Source organism: Mesorhizobium sp. YR577, from assembly GCF_900116595.1.
Taxonomy (GTDB): Bacteria; Pseudomonadota; Alphaproteobacteria; order Rhizobiales; family Rhizobiaceae; genus Mesorhizobium_M.
On sequence record NZ_FPBI01000020.1, the window covers coordinates 15,095 to 34,164 of the forward strand.

General features: G+C 61.4%; 23 protein-coding genes. 10 read left to right on the forward strand and 13 right to left on the reverse strand.

Annotation, left to right across the window (positions count from 1 at the left end; translation table 11 throughout):
* Positions 1 to 21 precede the first annotated feature (21 nt).
* The 10 genes from BM413_RS24425 (at position 22) to BM413_RS33745 (ending at position 7,781) form a co-directional block, all read left to right on the forward strand.
* Positions 22 to 915, forward strand: a complete 894-nt coding sequence (locus BM413_RS24425; RefSeq protein ID WP_175544423.1) for a Bug family tripartite tricarboxylate transporter substrate binding protein — start codon at positions 22 to 24, stop codon at positions 913 to 915.
* A 3-nt stretch (positions 916 to 918) separates the two neighbouring features.
* Positions 919 to 1,350 carry a tripartite tricarboxylate transporter TctB family protein gene (locus tag BM413_RS24430; protein WP_091917466.1) on the forward strand — a complete coding sequence of 144 codons (432 nt, stop codon included), beginning with the start codon at positions 919 to 921 and terminating at the stop codon, positions 1,348 to 1,350.
* Complete coding sequence (locus tag BM413_RS24435; protein WP_091917467.1) at positions 1,338 to 2,861, forward strand: tripartite tricarboxylate transporter permease; 1,524 nt, start codon at positions 1,338 to 1,340, stop codon at positions 2,859 to 2,861. The genes BM413_RS24430 and BM413_RS24435 overlap by 13 nt, the downstream gene beginning before the upstream one ends.
* Positions 2,862 to 2,864: 3 nt before the next feature.
* Positions 2,865 to 4,022 (forward strand): threonine synthase, encoded by a 1,158-nt coding sequence (locus BM413_RS24440; protein ID WP_091917468.1) that lies wholly within the window; start codon positions 2,865 to 2,867, stop codon positions 4,020 to 4,022.
* Between the two features lie 318 nt (positions 4,023 to 4,340).
* Positions 4,341 to 4,550, forward strand: a complete 210-nt coding sequence (locus BM413_RS24445; RefSeq protein ID WP_091917469.1) for a helix-turn-helix transcriptional regulator — start codon at positions 4,341 to 4,343, stop codon at positions 4,548 to 4,550.
* 576 nt (positions 4,551 to 5,126) lie between these two features.
* Positions 5,127 to 5,534, forward strand: coding sequence for a putative toxin-antitoxin system toxin component, PIN family (locus tag BM413_RS24455; RefSeq protein ID WP_244538006.1), 408 nt, complete (start codon positions 5,127 to 5,129; stop codon positions 5,532 to 5,534).
* Positions 5,531 to 5,785, forward strand: a complete 255-nt coding sequence (locus BM413_RS24460; RefSeq protein ID WP_091917472.1) for a toxin-antitoxin system HicB family antitoxin — start codon at positions 5,531 to 5,533, stop codon at positions 5,783 to 5,785. The genes BM413_RS24455 and BM413_RS24460 overlap by 4 nt, the downstream gene beginning before the upstream one ends.
* Positions 5,786 to 5,810: 25 nt before the next feature.
* Positions 5,811 to 6,254: a hypothetical protein gene (locus tag BM413_RS24465; protein WP_091917473.1), complete on the forward strand. Its 444-nt coding sequence runs from the start codon at positions 5,811 to 5,813 to the stop codon at positions 6,252 to 6,254.
* 13 nt (positions 6,255 to 6,267) lie between these two features.
* Complete coding sequence (locus BM413_RS33740) at positions 6,268 to 6,870, forward strand: recombinase family protein (protein WP_244538007.1); 603 nt, start codon at positions 6,268 to 6,270, stop codon at positions 6,868 to 6,870.
* On the forward strand, positions 6,786 to 7,781 hold the full coding sequence (locus tag BM413_RS33745) for a recombinase family protein (protein ID WP_244538008.1): 996 nt from the start codon (positions 6,786 to 6,788) through the stop codon (positions 7,779 to 7,781). The genes BM413_RS33740 and BM413_RS33745 overlap by 85 nt, the downstream gene beginning before the upstream one ends.
* A 25-nt stretch (positions 7,782 to 7,806) precedes the next feature.
* Here BM413_RS33745 and BM413_RS24475 read toward each other — a convergent pair whose 3' ends face one another.
* The 13 genes from BM413_RS24475 to BM413_RS24530 form a co-directional block, all read right to left on the reverse strand.
* Positions 7,807 to 9,201: a recombinase family protein gene (locus BM413_RS24475; protein WP_244538009.1), complete on the reverse strand. Its 1,395-nt coding sequence runs from the start codon at positions 9,199 to 9,201 to the stop codon at positions 7,807 to 7,809.
* Between the two features lie 74 nt (positions 9,202 to 9,275).
* A complete protein-coding gene (locus BM413_RS33750) occupies positions 9,276 to 9,560 on the reverse strand; it encodes a recombinase family protein (protein WP_244538010.1) in 285 nt (94 codons plus the stop codon).
* A gap of 80 nt (positions 9,561 to 9,640) precedes the next feature.
* Positions 9,641 to 10,054: a type II toxin-antitoxin system VapC family toxin gene (locus tag BM413_RS24480; protein ID WP_091917474.1), complete on the reverse strand. Its 414-nt coding sequence runs from the start codon at positions 10,052 to 10,054 to the stop codon at positions 9,641 to 9,643.
* On the reverse strand, positions 10,051 to 10,323 hold the full coding sequence (locus tag BM413_RS24485) for a type II toxin-antitoxin system VapB family antitoxin (protein ID WP_091917475.1): 273 nt from the start codon (positions 10,321 to 10,323) through the stop codon (positions 10,051 to 10,053). The genes BM413_RS24480 and BM413_RS24485 overlap by 4 nt, the downstream gene beginning before the upstream one ends.
* Before the next feature lie 100 nt (positions 10,324 to 10,423).
* Positions 10,424 to 10,909 carry a hypothetical protein gene (locus BM413_RS32690; protein WP_139238643.1) on the reverse strand — a complete coding sequence of 162 codons (486 nt, stop codon included), beginning with the start codon at positions 10,907 to 10,909 and terminating at the stop codon, positions 10,424 to 10,426.
* A 298-nt stretch (positions 10,910 to 11,207) separates the two neighbouring features.
* Positions 11,208 to 12,050 (reverse strand): autotransporter outer membrane beta-barrel domain-containing protein, encoded by an 843-nt coding sequence (locus BM413_RS24495; protein ID WP_091917477.1) that lies wholly within the window; start codon positions 12,048 to 12,050, stop codon positions 11,208 to 11,210.
* A 174-nt stretch (positions 12,051 to 12,224) separates the two neighbouring features.
* Complete coding sequence (locus BM413_RS24500; RefSeq protein ID WP_091917478.1) at positions 12,225 to 13,382, reverse strand: FAD-dependent oxidoreductase; 1,158 nt, start codon at positions 13,380 to 13,382, stop codon at positions 12,225 to 12,227.
* A 78-nt stretch (positions 13,383 to 13,460) separates the two neighbouring features.
* Entirely contained in the window at positions 13,461 to 14,255 is a 795-nt protein-coding gene (locus BM413_RS24505) for an alpha/beta fold hydrolase (protein WP_091917479.1), read from the reverse strand.
* A gap of 39 nt (positions 14,256 to 14,294) precedes the next feature.
* On the reverse strand, positions 14,295 to 15,020 hold the full coding sequence (locus BM413_RS24510) for an ABC transporter ATP-binding protein (RefSeq protein WP_091917480.1): 726 nt from the start codon (positions 15,018 to 15,020) through the stop codon (positions 14,295 to 14,297).
* On the reverse strand, positions 15,017 to 15,736 hold the full coding sequence (locus BM413_RS24515; RefSeq protein ID WP_091917481.1) for an ABC transporter ATP-binding protein: 720 nt from the start codon (positions 15,734 to 15,736) through the stop codon (positions 15,017 to 15,019). The genes BM413_RS24510 and BM413_RS24515 overlap by 4 nt, the downstream gene beginning before the upstream one ends.
* Positions 15,736 to 16,641, reverse strand: a complete 906-nt coding sequence (locus tag BM413_RS24520; RefSeq protein ID WP_091917482.1) for a branched-chain amino acid ABC transporter permease — start codon at positions 16,639 to 16,641, stop codon at positions 15,736 to 15,738. Before BM413_RS24520 ends, BM413_RS24515 begins: the two co-directional genes overlap by 1 nt.
* Positions 16,638 to 17,516 carry a branched-chain amino acid ABC transporter permease gene (locus BM413_RS24525; protein WP_091917483.1) on the reverse strand — a complete coding sequence of 293 codons (879 nt, stop codon included), beginning with the start codon at positions 17,514 to 17,516 and terminating at the stop codon, positions 16,638 to 16,640. Before BM413_RS24525 ends, BM413_RS24520 begins: the two co-directional genes overlap by 4 nt.
* 67 nt (positions 17,517 to 17,583) lie before the next feature.
* On the reverse strand, positions 17,584 to 18,762 hold the full coding sequence (locus BM413_RS24530) for an amino acid ABC transporter substrate-binding protein (protein ID WP_091917484.1): 1,179 nt from the start codon (positions 18,760 to 18,762) through the stop codon (positions 17,584 to 17,586).
* Between the last annotated feature and the right edge of the window lie 308 nt (positions 18,763 to 19,070).

Consider the following 19,070-nt stretch of genomic DNA (forward strand, 5'->3'; position numbering starts at 1 on the left):
GGTGTTCTAGGCTTTCCCCGGATGTCATTCGCCCAATCCTATCCTGTTCGTCCGACGACGATCGTTGTGCCGTTCGCGGCTGGCGGTGCGGGAGACCTGTCGGCGCGCGTGATTTCGGATTTCGCCAGCAACAAGAAAGGCGATGTCACGGCGGTCGATTTTCGTCCCGGCGCGGGTGCCACGATCGGCACGACTCAGGTCGCAGACGCAACGCCTGACGGCACCACGCTCGGGCTCTATTCGGTCAGCCCCTACGGGACGACGCCGCATCTGCAGAAGGTGCCCTACGATCCAATGTCCAGCTTCACCTATGTGACCGCGCACGTCTTCGTGCCGATCGCGTTCTACGTGAAGGCCGACAGCCGCTTCGCCACCTGGGAGGATGCGGTGAAGTTCGCCGTCGACAATCCATCCAAGTTCCGCTGGGGCACGGCGGCCGTGCGCGGGGCCGCCCATTTCGCTACGGAGGCGGCCTTCCGGAAGGCAGGCGCGCAGGCGACCTTCGTGCCGTTCAAGGGCGGTTCCGAAGCGATGACGGCGCTGCTCGGCGGCCATATCGAGGCTTCTGTCTCGTCCGACTACGGCCCTCAACTGGATGCGGGGGAAGTCAGATTGCTCGCCTTCACCGGCTCGGAGAAGGTCGACATTTATCCTGACGTTCCTACCTTCGGCGAAATGGGACAGCCTATCGCCGTTGAGGCGACATACGGCCTCGCTGGGCCGGCGGGACTGTCACAGGAGGTCGTGGCCTACTGGAACGACCTTGTGGTCGAATTGCAGCAGACCGATGATTTTGTGAACTACCTGAAGGTCGTAAAGGGCGTTCGGCTCCACTGGAACAGCGAAGAGTTCACGGAGCGGGCCAGGGAGGCGTACACCACGCTCGGCCAGGCTATCAAAGAACTCGGGCTCTAGAGAATGGCAGGTATTGTCACGTTGGTCATCGCGTCTGCCGGCGCGATGATCTACTCCCTTTTGCACTACGATATCTGGTCTTTCGGTATGCCCGCATCCGGCCTGATGCCGTTGGTGGGCTGCGCAATCGTACTGTGCGCATCTCTGTGGGTGGCGGTCGTGGAAGCGCCCCATCCGAAAACAGAAGTCTCGCGCCCGTCGCTCGCCTATTTCGCCGGTTTCGTCGCAGTGTTGCCGCTGACCGCCCTCTTCGGTCTCCTGCCGGCCCTGTTCGTTGTGGCGGTAGCGCTTCTGCGCTTCGTGGAGTGGCTGCCTCTGCCACGGGCACTGGCGGTCGCGGCGGTGGTGAGCGTCAGCAACTGGATCGTCTTCCAGAAATTGCTGGGGGTGCCGCTTCCCCACGGGTCGATTTGGAGCACCCTATGGATGTCGTAGCCAATCTCGCCCTAGGCTTCGGGGAAGCGGTAACGCCGCTCAACCTGCTGATCGCACTGGCCGGCTGCATCGTTGGCACGGCCGTCGGCGTGCTGCCCGGTCTCGGACCAACGGCGACCATCAGCCTGCTCCTACCGATCTCGGTCTATCTCGACAAGACCAGCGCCATCATCCTGCTGTCGGGTATCTATTACGGTGCCATGTATGGCGGGTCGATCACATCGATACTCGTGAAGATACCCGGGGAGGCCGCGAGCGTCATTACCTGTATTGACGGCTACCAACTGGCGCGCAAGGGGCGCGCGGGCTCCGCGCTGACCATCGCGGCGCTGGGCAGCTTCTTCGCCGGCATCGTCGCCACGCTGGGCATTGCCCTGATCGGTCCGTCGACTGCTCAACTGGCGCTCGCCTTTGGCCCCATCGAGAAGACGTCGCTGCTCATCCTCGGCTTCGCTCTCGTGCTGGGCGTGGGAGAGGGCTCGCGCATACGCGCGCTTGCCATGATAGGTCTCGGCCTGCTGATGGCGACGGTCGGGGTCGATCTCGTCTCGGGCGACGAACGGTTCGTCTTCGACGTTGCCCCGCTGCGCGACGGCTTCAACATAGCTATTCTTGCGATGGGCCTGTTCGGCATCAGCGAGGTGCTGCTGATGGCCGAGGAAAAGGATAGCGATGTAAAGGCGATGCCGACGCCCCAGCGTTTGCGGGACCTGTTTCCGAACTGGCAGGAAACGCGTGAATCCGCCGCCCCCGTCGTGCGGGGCAGCGTCCTCGGCTTCTTCCTGGGCCTTCTGCCGGGCGGGGGCGCGCTGATAGCCAGCTTTGCGAGTTACATGCTGGAGCGCAGGCTTTCCCGTAATCCCGAGGAGTTCGGAAAAGGTGCAATTGCCGGCGTGGCCGGCCCGGAATCGGCAAACAATGCCGGCGCACAAGCAAGCTTCGTTCCACTTCTGTGCCTGGGTATACCGGCCAATGCCACCATCGGTGTTATCATGGGCGCGCTGCTCATGGCGGGTGTCACACCAGGGCCGAGGCTGATAACCGACCACCCGGAAATGTTCTGGGGTGTCGTCGCCAGCATGTTCGTCGGCAACGCAATTCTCGTGGTCCTCAACGTGCCGCTCGTCGGGCTGTTCGTGTCGCTGCTGCGGGTGCCCCGGCCTGTGATGTCGGTGCTGATCCTCTTCTTCTGCGTGATCGGAGCCTACAGCCTCAACAACAACATGTTTGACGTCGGTGCCATGTTCGTGTTCGGCGCGCTTGGCTACGGGTTGCGGAAGTCGGGTTTCGATGCAGCACCGCTATTGCTCGCCTTCGTGCTTGGGCGACTGTTCGAGGAAAGCCTCATGCAAGGACTCATCATTGCGCATGGGCAGGTCAGCGCCTTCCTGGTGAGCCCGCTCAGCGCGCTGTTCCTCGCGACCGCCGCGTTGATCCTTGTCCTTCCATCTGTCGTCGCAAGACTGCGCCGCAGGTCGTCGGCAGCGCGGATATCCGCTACGAAAGAATAAGATATGCAGACGATCAATCCTCATCTCGCCAGCTTCCGGTGCATCCGCTGTTCGACGCTCTATCCGGTCGGAGATTTTCAGGAAGGCTGCCCGAAATGTTTGGCGGAATCCCATCCGGCGAGCGTGGTCCCCGTCTACGACGAAGCCATGCCCTCGCCGTTCGAGGAGCATTTCGGCCGGCGAATGGAGCGTTTCGGAAACTGGCTACCCTACAAGGTGTTCACCAGCCTTGGCGAGGGTGACACCCCCCTTGTCGACCTGCCGCGTCTTGCCGCGCAGTGCGGCCTCGAGGCACTTTCCATCAAGCTGGAAAGCGCGAACCCGACGGGATCGCACAAGGATCGCATGAGCGCCCAGTTCGTTGCCAGGGCGAAGGACAGGAACGTGCCATCCGTCATCGCCGCGTCGAGTGGCAATGCAGGCTGTTCTATCGCAGCCTATGCCGCGGCTGCTGGGTTGCCCTGCACCATCGTGACGACGCCGGCCATCAGCGCGCCATGGCGCCGCGCCATCGAGATGACAGGGGCCAGTATTGTCTATGTGGAAGACAGTCTCGAACGTTGGGAAATTGTCAGGCGTAAGGTCCGCGAGGAAGGTTGTCTTTCAGCGACCAATTATCTTGTGCCGCCGGTCGGCAGCGACCCCTACGGTGTCGAAGGCTACAAGACGCTCGGCTACGAACTGGCCGAGAACCAGGCCGTATCGGTTGCCGATGCGATCTTCGTTCCGACGGCGCGGGGTGACCTGCTCTGGGGCATCTATCGCGGGCTTGCGGAGGCGATGGAGGCCGGGAAGCTGCGGGCGATGCCGAAGCTCGTCGCTGTGGAGCCGTTTCCCCGGCTGGAATGCGTCCTTGCCGGCAAGGATGTCCGCTCCCACTTCCCCGGCAAATCGCTTCTGGCGTCGATCGGCGGTGCTACCGCCACCTACCAGTCTTGGCTGGCTGTGACGCGCAGCGGTGGAACGGCGATCTCGGTCGCAGAGAGCGATGTGCTCGACGACCGACAACTCCTCGCGCACCACGGTCACTATCTCGAGCTTTCGGCGGCGGCGGCGCTGACTGGCCTGCGCACGCTTGCAGCATCGGCGGACAAGGGGGCAAGCATCCGCAGGGCAGTGCTTATAGGCACGTCCCATGGATATAAGGAAGCCGCCGACTGACGCGGACGGACCCGAAGGGAGCAGCGTGAACCGAACCGCGTCACACGACTTTACCACACAAGTATATCTCCGGTGGTAACAGCGTCTTTGGGATCAGCAATGGGCTGGATAGAATACGCCGCGTGTTGGCCATCGAGCCCAAACTTCTTGCCGCCTGAAAGCCGCCGAAGAGGGATATCGGATTGTAAGACAGTCCTATTTACCGCGCTTTCTACGCCACGCTACGACGCCGGCTAAATCTTTCTTGCACAACGACAAATCCTTGCTCTGACTGGTCTCAAAAGCCGTCAGGAACAACCAGCAGGAGGCGTCGCTGCCATGCGTGAACCAGATCGTATCGTCCGCCTGAACACCGTCCTTGCGCGAACCGGCCTGTCCCGGTCCACCATCTACCGCAAGATCGCCGAATGCACCTTCCCCGCCCGGCTAAAGATCAGCATCAACGGCGCGGGGTGGCGGGAATCCGACATCAATCGCTGGTTTGCCGATCCCGTCAGATGGAGGCCGGAGGGGGAAGGCGAAGCTTAAGGAGGCGGGATAAGTGAAAAGGCACTCAAGCGCCCTGAAAATCCGTCCCGGCATCTAACCGAGGCGGATTTTTGTCTTCTGAAAGGATCAGGTTTTTTTCGCACGCTTATGAAGGGCGCGAGCGACGTAGAGACCACCGACCAAGCCGACTATAACGCTCATGGTTATGTTGCGGGTTGCATCATCCTTCACGATCGGGCGAACCATCACGGAGCCGTCCCGAGATTCAGCGTATTGTGGGCCACGCAGAATGAAGAAGCCTTGTGCTGCCGTGAAAAACGCAACGCCTGCGATTGCGCCCATCAGAAGGGCGCGTTTATTCGTGAAGATGCTACTACTTATGATATTCCTATATTCTTAATTTCGCGCTGACGACGTCCCGCCGACAGCCGTGCGACGTGTTATATCGGTAAAGGCTCTTTTGATAGTGCTTCGCCGGAACCACACTGCGTTCTCTGAGCCGAACCCTGAGCCGACCCAGAAGCACATAGGATGGGTAGCGGATACGCCCTATTCGGTCAGAAAAGTGGTTGACATCTCATAGGATGTCTCCAATATATCCCGATGAGATTGGTATTGGACACCAATGTGATCGTTGCGGCCTTTCGCAGCCGGAACGGAGCGAGCAACCTGCTTTTGCGATTTGCCGATCAAGGTCTGGTCGTCCCACTTTGTTCGACGGCACTGTTTCTGGAGTATGAAGCAGTGCTCAGCCGAAAGGAGACGCGAGCGGCGACAGGGCAGACACTGGAGGAAGTCGGCGCGGTCGTGAGCGCAATTGCTGCTATCACCGAAGGCGTCGATATCTCGTTTCGAACGCGGCCGATATTGGCCGACGCCGCCGATGAGATGGTCCTGGAGGTGGCCTTGAACGGGAATGCCGAGGCAATCGTTACGCATAATGTCAGAGACTTCGGTTCGGTCCGCAAACTGGGCATGCCTATTGCAACACCGGGAGATATCGTCAGGAGACTGAAAAAATGACCCAGGCTCAACGCTACAAATACCCGCTGCAACTGCCGCAGTCGCTCAAGGAGACAGCGGCGCGATTGGCCCAAGAGGATGGCGTATCGCTCAATCAGTGGATCGTCGCGGCCGTCGCGCAGAAGATCGGTGCGGTGCAGACGGCTGACGACTTTCTTAAGGTACGCGCCCGCAACACCAAGCGGGGCGACCTGACAAGGCTTTTGGACAAGGCACCGGATGTGCCTCCGACTGCGGAGGATGCCGTATAGCGCTGATGCCTGTGGGCGGTCCGTGATGAGGATGTGGAATCAAACACCCGTCGAGATCAGAAATTTCTCCACTTTGTCGCGCAGAAGTGCGTGCGAGCCTTACGCCAAAACCGCGACCGGCAAGTCTTTACCGCCGATCGTACAACGCTACGAAGATTATGCTTCCCAAGAGGGATTTGTGGCCATCCTTTGTCAGGTCAATCCGCAATGTGGAGCGACCGAGATGGCAGAGGAAAGAAAAGAAGACCCGTACGGCATTATCCCGGCCAACAACAACACAAACCCCGATGGCGATGCGGACATCGCGCCCTGGCAGAAGCTGGACAAGGTGGTGTTGTCCATCGCCGGATTGATTGGGCGACAACTGGCAGGGGAGCACTTCGAGGCTTTGCAGGGCGCGAATGACAACAAGACTCCGACACCAGAGGCAGAGGGCCGGAAACAGGACATAGCACCTGAACAGGACTGAGAGAGGATCACCCATGACCCGTGTCGCACTGTATGCCCGCTATTCCTCCGACAATCAGAGCGAGGCGTCGATTGAAGATCAGTTTCGGCTCTGTCGGGATCATGCGCGACGGGAGCGGTGGGAGACTGTCGGATTCTATGAGGATGCCGCGATCTCCGGCGCGAGCACGATCCTGCGACCGGGCATTCAGCGGCTCATGCGTGACGCGCAGCATGGAGAGTTCAATATCCTGCTGGCCGAGGCACTGGATCGGATCAGCCGCGATCAGGCCGATGTCGCCCCGCTCTACAAGCAGTTGAAGTTCGCTGGCGTCGGCATCGTCACCTTGGCCGAAGGGGAAATCTCCGAACTGCATGTCGGCCTCAAGGGCACGATGAATGCGCTGTTTCTCAAGGACCTTGCCATGAAGACCCGTCGCGGGCTGCGGGGCAGGGTCGAGAAGGGTAAGGCCGGGGGAGGCTCTGCTACGGCTATCGCGTCATCAAGAAGACCGATGCTAATGGCGAGCCGATCCGGGGTGACCGGGATATCGTGCCGGAAGAGGCCGAAGTCATCCGCCGTGTCTTCCGCGAGTTCGCTTCCGGCAAGAGCCCGAAGGCCATCGCCGTCGATCTGAACAGGCAAGGTATTCCCGGTCCGCTTGGCCGCGCATGGGGCGATACGTCCATCCGGGGCTACCGCTCGCGAGGAACCGGCATCATCAATAATGAGCTTTACGCCGGTGTGCTGGTCTGGAATCGGATGCACTTCATCAAGGATCCGAGCACCGGCAAGCGGGTGTCCCGTATCAACCCGGAAAGTGAATGGATTAGGACGCAAGTGCCGCATCTGCGGATCGTGGATGACGGGCTCTGGAATGCCGTCCGCGCCCGTCAGGAGCAGATTGCCGAAATTTTTGGGCCAAACCCGGCTAACACCCGTGAAGGACGTATGAAGCGTGTCCATCTGGCGAACCGGCCGGTCGCTCTTCTTTCCGGCCTTATGACCTGTGGCTGCTGTGGCGGCAGGTGTGGCATCATCACGACAGATCGCTATGGCTGTCTCAGTCATCATCGGCGCGGCACCTGTGACAACAACCGTACCATCACCCGCGACAAGGTCGAGGCGCGTGTTCTGGTCGGCCTCAAGGAGCGGCTTGTCTCAACGGAAGCGGTCGCGGAAGCCGTGCGTGCCTATGCCGAGGCAATGAACCGGCTGAACCGCGATCGCCGCACTCAGGCGCAAGGGGATAGCAAGACGCTTGCCAAGGTAGAGAAAGCCATCGCGGGGATCATCGCCGCTATTGAGGACGGCATGTATCTGCCTTCCATGAAAGCCCGCATGGACGAACTCGAACGGCAGAAGGCGGAGATCATGGCGCGCATGGCGGAGGCTCCGGCTGACATGCCCGATGTGCATCCGAACATTGCCAATCTACCGGTTCCGTGTCGAGCGTTTTGCCGAAGCCTTGGACGATCCGAATGGCGGACGGCAGGCGGCCGAGGCGCTGCGCTCGCTCATCGGAGAGATTGTTCTCACACCCGGTGACAGGCGCGGCGAGGTGCATGCCGAGCTACGCGGCGAACTGATGGGTATTCTCGACTTCGCCAGAGCCGAGGAAGGAGGGCGGCCGATCCCTTTTATGACAGCAGTTGAAGCCAGCCCCCGCAACCACCGAAGCCGACACTCCCGAGAGCCCAGCTCCGGGAGTGTTCTTTTTTGCAGCCTTTCCAAGAGCTTGCCGCTCGACCCAGTCGAGGATCGCGCCAAGCTCGCCATGCAGCGTGGCGTCGATCTGGCCACGCTTCGGGCCGGGGATGAGCGTCACGCGCTCGATAGGGCCGCGCAGGGCTTCGGCTGCTTCTCGCCGGTCGTCGGGATGGGCGAGGGCCTCTGTCAGCCGCTCGACCTTGCGGCGATAGATGTGCGCCACGCTGGGGTGAATGTCGGGCAGCGGCTCAGGCGCTGCCGCCATACGTTCCTGTAGCGCTTCCTGCCTGGCTTCCAGATCCCGCAGCCGGTCCATGAGCATGCGGCTGTAACCGCCGTCCTCAATGGCCTGGACGATCTCCTTCATGGCTTTCTCAACCTTGACCAGTTCCGCACGGGCGGTCTCGCCGCTGGAGCGGCGTTCCCGGTTAAGCCGGTTGGTCTCTTCCGCGAATGAGCGCATGGCGGCTTCCGCTGCCTGTGGCGTCATCATGCGGTCGTTGAGGCCGGCCAGCACGCGCGTTTCCAGATCGTCACGGGCTATGGTGCGGCTGTTGGTGCAGGAATTGTTGGTCACATGTGCCGAGCACGCAAAGCGGGCCTGACCGCGCAGGGCGTATGGACCGCCGCACACGCCGCAACAGACCAGACCGGAAAGCAAGGATTTTGGCCTATGTGTACCGTTCAGGCGGTTGGTGCGGGGATGCTCGCGGACGGCTGCGATGACATTGGCGTATTTGTCGGCGATCTCGACCTGCTTCGCCTTGGCCGCATGCCAAAGCTCATCGGACACGATACGCAACTCGGGAACCTCGGTTACGATCCGTTTCTCGGGCGGATTGAGGCGCGACACGCGCTTGCCGGTGGAGGGGTCCTTCACATAGCGCTGGCGGTTCCAGACCAGCCGGCCGATGTAAAGCTCGTTGTTGATGATGCCGGTGCCGCGTGAGACATGGCCGCGCAAGGTGGTGTTGTTCCACAGCTTGCCCTCGGGACCGGGAACGCCTTCCGCGTTCAGCGCCTTTGCGATGTTGCGCGGTGAGACGTCGGCGGCGAAGTCGCGGAAGATGCGCCGAACAATATCAGCCTCTGCCTCCACGATCTCCCTGTTGCCCCGGATCGGCTCGCCATTGGCGTCATACTGCCTGACGACACCATAGCCGTAGCCGAGGCCGCCTCCTGACTTGCCGTTCTCGACGCGGCCACGCAGGCCTCGCCGCGCCTTGTCCGCAAGGTCTTTCAGGAACAGCGCATTCATGGTGCCCTTGAGGCCGACATGCAGTTCGCTGATCTCGCCCTCGGCCGGCGTGACGATGGTGACGCCCGCGAACTTCAGATGCTTGAACAGCGTGGCGACATCGGCCTGTCGCGGGAAATGCGGTCGAGCGCCTCGGCCAGCACCACATCGAACATTCCGCGCTGTGCGTCGGAAAGAAGTTTTTGGATGCTCGGGCGCAGGATCATGCTGGAACCGGATATGGCCGCATCAAAATAGCGCCCGCCAATTCGCCAGCCTTCACGCTCGGCATGTTCCTCGCAAAGCCGGAATTGGTCCTCGATCGAGGCCTCCCGCTGGTTGTCGGACGAATAGCGGGCATAGAGTACTGCGCGGGTCATGGCGGCTGATCCTCTCTCGTTCATGCTTCGGTCAGGCTTCGCCGTCCCCGATCCTGTTTCCTGCCTCTCCTGTCTGCTGCTCACGCCTCCAGGGCGGATTGAATGTCGGTCAGCGTGAAGTCGTCGCCGACGAATAGCAGGGGTGCCGAATGCCGTTTGGCCAGCGCATAGGCAAAGCAATCACCGAAGTTCAGGCCGCCCCTGGTGCCAAAGCCCTTGCCGTAGACAAGCCGCGCATTCATCGCGGCACGAGCGAGGTTCTCGTCAATCGGTGCGATACCGATGTGGAAGCCGGCCAGGAAATCGTCAAGATCGGCAATTGCCTCGCGCCGGTCTCCGGTTCTGATCCGGCCGGCCATGACAGTGCCGGCTTCGACATAGTTCACCGCCGATATGAGCCGTGGACCATCCTTCTGGAGTGCTGTCATACATGCGGTTGCGTCCGCCTCATCGAACATGATTGCGATGATGGCGGATGAATCCACAATCATCATTGGGACAAGCCGAGCTCTTCGGGCGTGTCGCCGACAGCTTCATCCCATTCCTGCTTCGTGACGGGGCGGCGGTCGTAGCGGTCGGCGCGTTCGCGCACGAAAGCCTTCATGCGCGCGACATAATCGCTGTTCGCTTCCTGCTCGGCACGCAGCCGTTCCAGCCGTTCACGCATAGCCCTTGTGATGGCGTCGGTCATGGTCTCGCCGGTAAGACGGGATAGTTCGCGCGCCAGCCGGTCGGCTTCATCTGTCTTGATGCTCAGCGCCATCGCAGCCTCCGTGTCTAGATTACACTTATAGATAACATATGGATGCCAATCTTTCCAGTCCAAATGTGTTCGGGCGAGGCGGGCCGGGTTCCATAGCGGCTCAATCCTCGTCGCTTCGGGCGACCTTATCGGAGGAGACATTGTCGTTTGCGGCCTGCAATGCCTCGAAGTGCTCGCGGGCGATCCGTCTGCCGATCAAGCTGGCAAGGGACAGCACGACCCTGTCGATTTTTTCCCAGGGCGCAATGTCTGCATCGCGGCCCGGGTCGGTGTTGTCATTCACCGGAAGAGCATTGTGTGGCCATTCTTCGGTTTCTTCTGTCATCTCGGTCGCTCCCATGTGGATCGACCTGACAAAAGATGACCAGAAATCGGCGCTGAAAAGCTCAAAACTCGTTGCATCGTAAAGTCTGCGGCAAATACTTGCGCGTTGCGGTTTGGACGAAAAAGCAGAGCACACCTCTTTGACCGGAATGCCGTCGCGTTCCGAGTAAATACGCCATCGACATTGGTTCGGCCCATCAAGGATGGAGCGCCGGCGCTCCCTTCTTGCCTTGGATGCTTCCCGGCAAACTGCAAGAAGCACAAAGGCCTCTCTCTCTCTCTCCGGAGAGCATGCTTTCCGAAGGGGTGAGAACCTGAAGGCAATGCGGCGTTGGCCGTTGACTGACCATCTGATTTGATGGCATCAGGGCAGGCGCGGCGGACCTGCGGGCGAGCATAGCGGGTCGGCATCTCAGGCAATGCTCCTTCGGGAGTGCCGACCTATCCCATCGACCAAGGTTAAAGGGCCTTGAACCCACAGAACAGCGATAACGTTGCGCTGTTGCCTGCCCGCAAAAACTTGCCTTGCCACCGCATCCTTCGGATATACGGGGATGGTTTCAGAACCTCACCGCAAGGTCGACCTTGAAGCTGTGATCCTGCGCCTCGCTGGCAACCTGACCGGCATAGGAGAGGCCGAGCGTTGCGGCCTTTGCTATCTGGAGATCCAGTCCGGCTTCGATCGCGAGCGCGTCCCTTGCGATCGGCAGACCCTCGATCGCGAAAGGCGTGCCGCCGGCAAAGGTGAAGGTGGAGGTCGGCGTGGTATCGCCGAAGGCGTGCCGCCAGCCCAGCATGCCACGGGCGGTTGCGCCGAGGCTGCCGATGGCAAAGTCGGTAGCGGCGTGTGCGCCGAGCGTCGTGAAGGTGACATCCGTGGTGGACGCTGCTGAAACGAGGCCCATCCCGCTGCCTTTTTCGGCGAAGCCGTCCGACCTGACGCTTGCATGCGCCAGTCCAACAAAAGGTTCCAGGCGGAGATTGCCGGCGGACAGGCGATAGCCGAGTTCACCGAAGACCTGCGCTGTGCCCGCGTCATAGTCTGCTGCTGGCTTGCCGTCGAAATCATAGAAATAGCTGCTGAAACGAGGCGTGCGCCGGGTTTCGATGTCGTGCCATGTGTAGGCAGCACCCGTCCGCAGGGCGACAGCGCCCCATTCGGCGCCGGCATACAGGCCGAGGTGGATGTTCTTCGAGGAACCTGACGAGGACGTCTGCCGGCTCTCGAATGTGGTCTGGCTGTAGCCGCCGAGCAGGCCGAGCTGCCAGGCGTCGCCCACAGCCGCGTCGCCGCCGAACAGCACGCCACCGATGGAGTGCTCCAGCCCTACCGCATTGTCCGTCCCGTCGCGTTCGCCCCAGGCGCCGAGCACCTGGCTCCAGACCGCGACCGGGAACGCCATGCTGCCGAGATCGCAAGGCCATCTCTGAGCGCGTCCGCTAAGGAGTTGCAAAGTCAGGCCGCTATGCGGCTGCCTCCACGCACCATGGCCACACGCGAGGGCAACTCCCTTAGATCAGTAACTTCTCCCAGTGTTTTTTATTTCACCAAGCAAACCCTATCACCCGTGCCTATGTTACAATCTCCTCGGCGCCATTCGCTCCGTGCCCGTGGGTATGCTGCGTGCGGCGCGCAAGAATTCGCCGCGGATCCAGTCGTCGGCCATGGCGTTGGTGACCACCTTGGCGCGCATGGAATCGGGAAGCGTCGAGACTTCGCCGTAAAGGCGTGACCAGCGCTGGCAATGCTCGGCAAGCGGGCGCTCCTTTTCCTCCCAGATGGCGAGGCGATCGGGAATATCGCGCCGGTCTGTGATGCCTTCCAGATGGACGGCGAGCGCCAGAGCGCTCTGCATCGCCATGCCGCCGCCCTGGCCGAGGTTCGGCGGTTGTGCGTGCGCTGCGTCGCCGATGATCGCTGTGCGGCCGGCCGACCATGAGCGGACCTTGACGATACTGTACGGTGCCCACGGCAGAACCTGGTCGGTGCGATCGATCAGATGCGCCCAGCGCGGGAAGGACGCTTTCCAGCTTTCCTTGTCCAGCGGGCTCTTCTTTGCCGCTAGATCGGTCTTCTGGCACGTAAGGGCCAAATAGATTTCCCGGTCGTTCAACGGCGTGATCAGGAAACGCCGTTCGCCAGACCAGCATTCGATATATTTATCCTGCCCATCCAGGCCGAGATCCTCCGGCGTTCCGGGAATGATCGTGCGCAACGCGCCTTCGTCGGTCTGCTGGTGGAATAACTCCAGGCCGAGCGAGCGTCTGACCGCCGACCAGACGCCGTCGGCGCCGATTGCCAGATCCGCTTTCTCGATATGAGCGCCGGTGAAATGCAGGTCGCCGTCGGCACCAGCGCTGATAACCTCAGTGCTTGTGCGGATGTCGACGCCGGCCTTTTGCGCCGCAGCCCGCAGCCCGGCGAGCAGATCCTTGCGTGCAACGGTGATGAGACGCACAGACGGCGGGAAATCTCCGGCGTCGAGAACACAGCCGTCGTAGCCGCGCTGTTCCATGGCAAGGCCCCGAAACGAGCCAGGGGTCACGACTTTGGCGCCGATCGCATCGAGGATGCGCAGACCATTTTCCCAGATGTAGATGCCGGCGCCCGCTGCGCGCAGTTCCGGCTGGCGCTCGTAGATCGTCACCGACCAGCCTCGCTGCGCCAGCGCGGTCGCCGCCGTCAGCCCGCCGAAGCCGCCACCGGCGATGATCGCTTTGAATTTCCCCGACATGACATACTCCTGACGTTGATGACCGACGCGTGCCGACGAGGCGCGATAGTTCCGGCGCTCCGTCGACACGAGGACCGCTTATCGCTTGATGAAGGTGCGGATTGCCTCGGCGACCTGGACAGGGCTTTCCAGCGTGGGGAAATGTGTCTGGCCGGGAATATGGACCGGTTCGAACCACGGATGCTGATCGGCATAACCGCGCTGGAACTGGCGGTACTCCTCCGAAAGCGGCTGCGAATAGACGTGCATCACGGCTGGCTTCTTCTTCAGCGCTTCCATCCGGTCGAGCGGGCTGCCCCATTTGCGGTAGGCCTTTTCGATCTCGCGGCAGGCGCGCACCCACATTTCGCCCTTGAACCAGGGCATTTCCGTCCTGATGTGGTTGATGACATCGGCATTGTCGGTTGCCGCGATCCATTCGTCGAAGAAGCTCTGGCGGCCGACATGGTAGTTCACCGGGTCCTGCCCCTCTTCCAGCTGCTTGTAGAAGCCCGGATGCGGCTGCATCAGCCAGTCGATCACCACGGTCTTGTCGAGCTTGCCGACCCCGTAACGTTCGCAGAGATCGATGTTGACCCAGCAGCCATGCGAAGTCGAGACGAGGTGGAAGGTGCCAAGCTCCATGCGATCGATGAACTCGGCCGTGTCGTCGACGAGGTCGGCGGCGGTGAAGTCACCATGCAGGGTTTGTTCAGAGTCATGGCCGCGATAATTCGGACATAGTACGTGGAAGTCCTTGGCCAGCGCCGGCGCCAGCGTCTTGAACAGCCGCTCATCCTGGGCCCAGCCGCTCAGCAGGATCAGCGTGTCGTTCTGCCTGTCGCCAAATTCGGCATAGGTGATCGGGTGCCCGTTGATTGTCGTCGTTTTCATAGCGTCACCATTTTCCCTTTGATGGTTGGAAATTTCGGCCTATCGGCCGAGATAGAGGCGGCGGACATCCGGCATGTCGACGAGCTCCGGACCCGGCCCGGAGAGCTGGACGCGCCCGCTTTCGATGATGTAGCCGTAGTCGGCGATCTCCAGCGCCAGCCGCGAATTCTGCTCGGACAGAAGGATCGTGTAGCCGTCTTTGCGGAGGTCCTCGATCACGGCGAAGACCTGCTTGACCATGATCGGCGCCAGACCAAGCGTCGGCTCGTCGAGCAGGATGATGCGCGGTTTCGCCATCAGGCCACGACCGATTGCGAGCATCTGCTGCTCGCCTCCGGACATGCTGCCGGCCAGTTGAGCTTTCCGTTCATGAAGCCTTGGAAAACGCCGGAAGGCTTCCTCGAGGCGCTCGCTCACATTCTTCCGCGCCCGGGGCGCGATCGCACCCAGGCGGAGGTTCTGCTCCACCGAAAGAAGTGCGAAGACCATGCGGCCCTCCGGCACGAGCACAATTCCCCGGTCGACACGGTGATGCGTCGCGGCCTGGGTGATGTCTTGCCCGTCAAAGCGGATTTCGCCAGTCCACGCGGGAATGAGCCCGGCGATCGTCTTCATCAACGTCGTCTTGCCCGCGCCGTTGGCGCCGACCAGCGCGGTCACGGACCCCGGCGCTGCCTCGATGTCGATCTCGCGCAGGATGGTCACCGGGCCGTAGCCGGACGACAGGCCCTTGACGGCCAACAGGGGTTCGATCGGCCCGCTCATCCGAAATACACCTTCAGGACTTCCTCGTTTTCGGCGATCTCGGCGGGCGTGCCGATGGCGATCGGGACACCGTGGTCGAGGGCGAGGATACGGTCGGAAAGCTGCATCAGCGCGCCCATGACGTGTTCGACGAGCATGAAGGTGAGGTTGCGGCTGCGCCGCAGTCCCGAGAGGGTCTCGATCATGCATTCGATCTCCGTGGGCGTCAGGCCGGCCATCACCTCGTCGAGCAGCACGAGTTCGGCACCCGTCGCCAATGCGCGGGCGATCTCCAGGCGCTTCTGTCCGGAAAGGGTGAGTTCTCCAGCCATCTGCGAGGCGGCGTCGCTAAGGCCGACCGCTTCCAGCGCCGCAAGCCCGGCTTCGCGCGCTTCCGCATGCGTGTTGTTTGCAGCAGCGCCGTAGAGGGCAGAGACAATGACATTGTCGAGCACCGAGATGCCGGCGAAGGGGCGGACGATCTGGAAGGTCCGGCTGATGCCGATGCGGCATATCTGGTCGGGGCGCTTTCCGGTGATGACCTGCTTGCGGAAGGCGACGCTGCCGGTGTTGGGCTTGATCTGCCCGGCAATGACGCCGAAGAGCGTCGTCTTGCCCGCCCCATTGGCGCCCATCAGGCCAAAAATCGATCCTTCGTCGACAGTGAAAGAAACGTTGGAAAGCGCCTTGATGCCGCCGAAACTCTTCGAGACGCCCTGGATATCAAGGATGGTCATTAGCGCGCCTCCTTTTTGTCGAGGAGGCCCGAAAGGCCGCGTGGTACGAACAGTATGAAGAGGATGAGCAGGATGCCGAGAATGATCATGTAGAGCTGCGGGAAGCGAGCCCACAGCAGCTCGGACAGCAGCACGAAGGCGAAGGCCCCCAGGATAGGGCCGCGTGCCGACCCGGAGCCGCCGACGATCGCCATCGTCACGATGCTGAAGGAGATCACGGGATCAAACGCTTGCGCGGCTTCGAAATAGCTCGTCCGCAGCAGCATGACCCCACCGACGATACCGGGAATGATTGCCGCAGCGACGAAGGCGATCAGCTTGAGCCGCGTCACCGGCACGCCGATCGCTTCGGCGGCCTCCTCGTTCTCGCGAATGGCGATCAACCCGCGTCCGAGCTTGGAGTGCCGGACGAAGACCGCCGCGACCGTCGCGGCAACGGCGAGGCCAAGCATGACGAGATAGAGCGAATTGAGCGGCGGCGCGTCGAAGATGAGGCGGCTGAACTGGCCGAGGCCGGTCTCGATCTGGACGATGACGTTCTTGACGAGTTCGGCGAGGCCGAAGGTGAGGATCACGAAATACGGACCTCGCACCCGAAGCACCGGCAGGCCGATCACGAGCGCCGAAACGCCCGCCGCAAGACCGGCAAAGCCGAGCGAAGCGGCAAGCGGGAGCGACCCTGTCGTCAGCGCCACTATATAGGCGCCGATGCCGCAGAAGACGACATGGCCGAGAGACACGTAACCGGTCATCACCGACAGGATCGACCAGCTCTGCGTTAGCGCCACCCACATGGCGAGGTTGAAGGCGATGCCGACCAGATAGTCCATGCCCGTCAGCGGCAGAACCAGCGCTGCGGCGAGAAGGACGATACCGGCCACGAGATCGATGCTGAGTGTCTTCATCGGATCTTGATCGCCTTTCCGAAGAGCCCTTGCGGGCGCAGCAACAGGACGCCGACGAACAATCCGTAGATCAGGATCGACCGATAGGTGGCCGAGGTCAGCGCGACGCCGAACGTCTCGATGAAACCCAATGCAAAGCCGGCGACAATACCAGCGAAGATGTTGCCGAGACCGCCAAGCACGATCACCACGAAGGCGGCGATGGTGAAGGGAAAGCCCATGAACGGGGTTATCTGCTCCGTCATGCTGACGAGAACCCCGGCGACGCCGGCGATGGCGAAGCCGATGCAGATCGTCACCATCTGCACCCGGTCGACATCGACCCCGACAACGGCGGCCGCGTCACGCCGTTCGATGACGGCGCGCAGGCTCCAGCCGAAGAGGTGGAAACGCAGGAAGAGCAGCATGCCGAGGCACAGCGCCAGCGCCACGCCGAACAGCATCAGCCGGTTGCCGCTCGCCGCGATCCCGGCGAACTTATGCACCTCGTTGAGATACTGGTAGCCCCGCGCCGTCGAGGTGAAGGCAAGCGCCACACAGTTCTGCAGGATCACCGACACGCCGTAGAAAAGGATCAGCGAGTTGGCTTCAAGCCGTTGCGCCAGCGCCGGCGTTGCGAGCAGCTTACGGAACATGCCGACATAGATGACCCAGCCGAAACCGCCGCAGAGCGCTGCTGCGACGAAGATGGAGAGCACCGGCGGCAGGCCGAACAGCGACAGCATCCAGAAGGAAACATAGGCGCCGATCATCACCAGATCGCCGTGCGCGATGTTCAACAGGCGCAACGTCCCGTAGACGAGATTAAGGCCGAGCGCGACAAGCGCATACAACGAGCCTGCAACCAGCGCTGCAAACAACAATTGGGCTGACAAGACTAAAACTCCAGCGGTTCAGGTCATCGAGGGAAGGAGGACTGGCCGGCTTTCGCCGGCCGGCCGCTTACCACCCGGTCTTCGGGCGGAAATCCTTCGTCTTGACCGAGTCCGGCCAGACCAGTTCCAGCGAGCCGTCCTGGATTTGCAGGAACGACGTCGGCGTGACGGAGTTCTGAACGCCTTCGAACTTGACCGGGCCGTTGATCGTGTCGAACGTCATGGTCGAGACCGCCTCGCGGATCTTTTCCTTGTCCAGGCCGGCCTTGGCGACCGCCTGCTCGAGGATTTCGAGCGACATGTAGGCGAGAACGCTGTCGAGTGCGTCGGGAGCCTCGTTGTACTTCGCCTTGTAGGCCTCGAAGAACGGTTTTGCCTTTGGCCAATCGGCCTGGTTCGGCGACCAGTGACCAACCGTGACCATGTTGTTGACGCTTTCGCCCAGCGCTTGCTGATAAGAGCCGAAGGTCGCGCCGATCAGGGACAGGACGAAGGGTGCCTTGATGCCAAGTTCCTTGGCCTGCGCAGCAAACAGGAAGGAGTCCGCCGGATAGCTCAGCACGATGACGGCGTCCGGCGCGGTTTCGTTGACCTGCGTCAGCAGCGTGGTCATATCCTTGATGTCGGGCGGATAGTTCTCATTGACCGATATGCTGATGCCGTGCTTTTCCAGCGCCGGCACCAGGAAGCTCTTGATCTCCTGCGACAACGGCAGGACGTTCGACAGGATCGCCGCCGATTTGATGTCCTTGCTCTTCATGAAGGCCGCCAGCTCTTCACCGACCTTGTCAGGAATGACGGCGGTGGGGAACCAGATGTAGCCCGGCGCGATCTCGCGCAGTTGCACCGAGGCGGCCGTGTTGCCGACCATCGGGAACTTGTGGCGGCTGAGGATCGGGGCAAGCGCCAAGTGTATCGGCGTGCTCCAGGGCGCGGCGAGCAGATCGACCTTGTCCTCGGTGATCAGCTTTTCATAGATGCGGACGGCGTTGGCCGGATTGGACTGATCGTCATAGGTGACGAATTCGACGAGTCGCTTCGTGCCGGCGACATCGAGGCCGCCTGCGGCGTTGACCTTGTCCTTCCAGAGTTCATAGGCATTGACCTGCGACGGTGCCGCTTGCGCGAAAAGGCCAGTCAGCGACATGGAATAGCCAATGCGAACAGGCTCCTCGGCCTGCGCTGCGCTGGCCGCCACAACCGCCGCAGCCGCAACGAGTGATTTCAACTTTGTCAGCAATCTCATTTGGTTCCCCTATTTTTTTTTGATAAGGCCGGATGAGATCCACTCGGCCTTCATGCAAGAGATTGGGTCGAGCGCAGTGACCTCGGCATTCCTGCCCGATCGGCCGCTGCCGCACTCAGCCAATTACATCAAACCTCCAGGCCCTCGCGGTGGCGGTTGTCCCGCACTTGATAAGCGAATGGCATTCGTTAATGAAATGAAGTTATGCCTGCTTGTCAATACCGAATGGTATTCGTTTTTGAATTGAGTTATCTGATCGTCGGGGCGACCATGCGGCGCGCCGCATGAACGAACAAACGGACAGGCGA

What these genes read in the sequence shown, in the direction of transcription:
- BM413_RS24445 (WP_091917469.1), top strand. Translation starts at nt 4,341, where the DNA reads ATGCGTGAACCAGATCGTATCGTCCGCCTGAACACCGTCCTTGCGCGA.
- BM413_RS24515 (WP_091917481.1), bottom strand. Translation starts at nt 15,736, where the DNA reads ATGACCATCCTTGATATCCAGGGCGTCTCGAAGAGTTTCGGCGGCATC.
- BM413_RS24520 (WP_091917482.1), bottom strand. Translation starts at nt 16,641, where the DNA reads ATGAAGACACTCAGCATCGATCTCGTGGCCGGTATCGTCCTTCTCGCC.
- BM413_RS24430 (WP_091917466.1), top strand. Translation starts at nt 919, where the DNA reads ATGGCAGGTATTGTCACGTTGGTCATCGCGTCTGCCGGCGCGATGATC.
- BM413_RS24510 (WP_091917480.1), bottom strand. Translation starts at nt 15,020, where the DNA reads ATGAGCGGGCCGATCGAACCCCTGTTGGCCGTCAAGGGCCTGTCGTCC.
- BM413_RS24495 (WP_091917477.1), bottom strand. Translation starts at nt 12,050, where the DNA reads ATGGCGTTCCCGGTCGCGGTCTGGAGCCAGGTGCTCGGCGCCTGGGGC.
- BM413_RS24500 (WP_091917478.1), bottom strand. Translation starts at nt 13,382, where the DNA reads ATGTCGGGGAAATTCAAAGCGATCATCGCCGGTGGCGGCTTCGGCGGG.
- BM413_RS24475 (WP_244538009.1), bottom strand. Translation starts at nt 9,201, where the DNA reads ATGAATGCGCTGTTCCTGAAAGACCTTGCGGACAAGGCGCGGCGAGGC.
- BM413_RS24505 (WP_091917479.1), bottom strand. Translation starts at nt 14,255, where the DNA reads ATGAAAACGACGACAATCAACGGGCACCCGATCACCTATGCCGAATTT.
- BM413_RS24460 (WP_091917472.1), top strand. Translation starts at nt 5,531, where the DNA reads ATGACCCAGGCTCAACGCTACAAATACCCGCTGCAACTGCCGCAGTCG.
- BM413_RS33750 (WP_244538010.1), bottom strand. Translation starts at nt 9,560, where the DNA reads ATGACCCGCGCAGTACTCTATGCCCGCTATTCGTCCGACAACCAGCGG.
- BM413_RS24465 (WP_091917473.1), top strand. Translation starts at nt 5,811, where the DNA reads ATGAGGATGTGGAATCAAACACCCGTCGAGATCAGAAATTTCTCCACT.
- BM413_RS33740 (WP_244538007.1), top strand. Translation starts at nt 6,268, where the DNA reads ATGACCCGTGTCGCACTGTATGCCCGCTATTCCTCCGACAATCAGAGC.
- BM413_RS24435 (WP_091917467.1), top strand. Translation starts at nt 1,338, where the DNA reads ATGGATGTCGTAGCCAATCTCGCCCTAGGCTTCGGGGAAGCGGTAACG.
- BM413_RS24480 (WP_091917474.1), bottom strand. Translation starts at nt 10,054, where the DNA reads ATGATGATTGTGGATTCATCCGCCATCATCGCAATCATGTTCGATGAG.
- BM413_RS24425 (WP_175544423.1), top strand. Translation starts at nt 22, where the DNA reads ATGTCATTCGCCCAATCCTATCCTGTTCGTCCGACGACGATCGTTGTG.
- BM413_RS24530 (WP_091917484.1), bottom strand. Translation starts at nt 18,762, where the DNA reads ATGAGATTGCTGACAAAGTTGAAATCACTCGTTGCGGCTGCGGCGGTT.
- BM413_RS24485 (WP_091917475.1), bottom strand. Translation starts at nt 10,323, where the DNA reads ATGGCGCTGAGCATCAAGACAGATGAAGCCGACCGGCTGGCGCGCGAA.
- BM413_RS24440 (WP_091917468.1), top strand. Translation starts at nt 2,865, where the DNA reads ATGCAGACGATCAATCCTCATCTCGCCAGCTTCCGGTGCATCCGCTGT.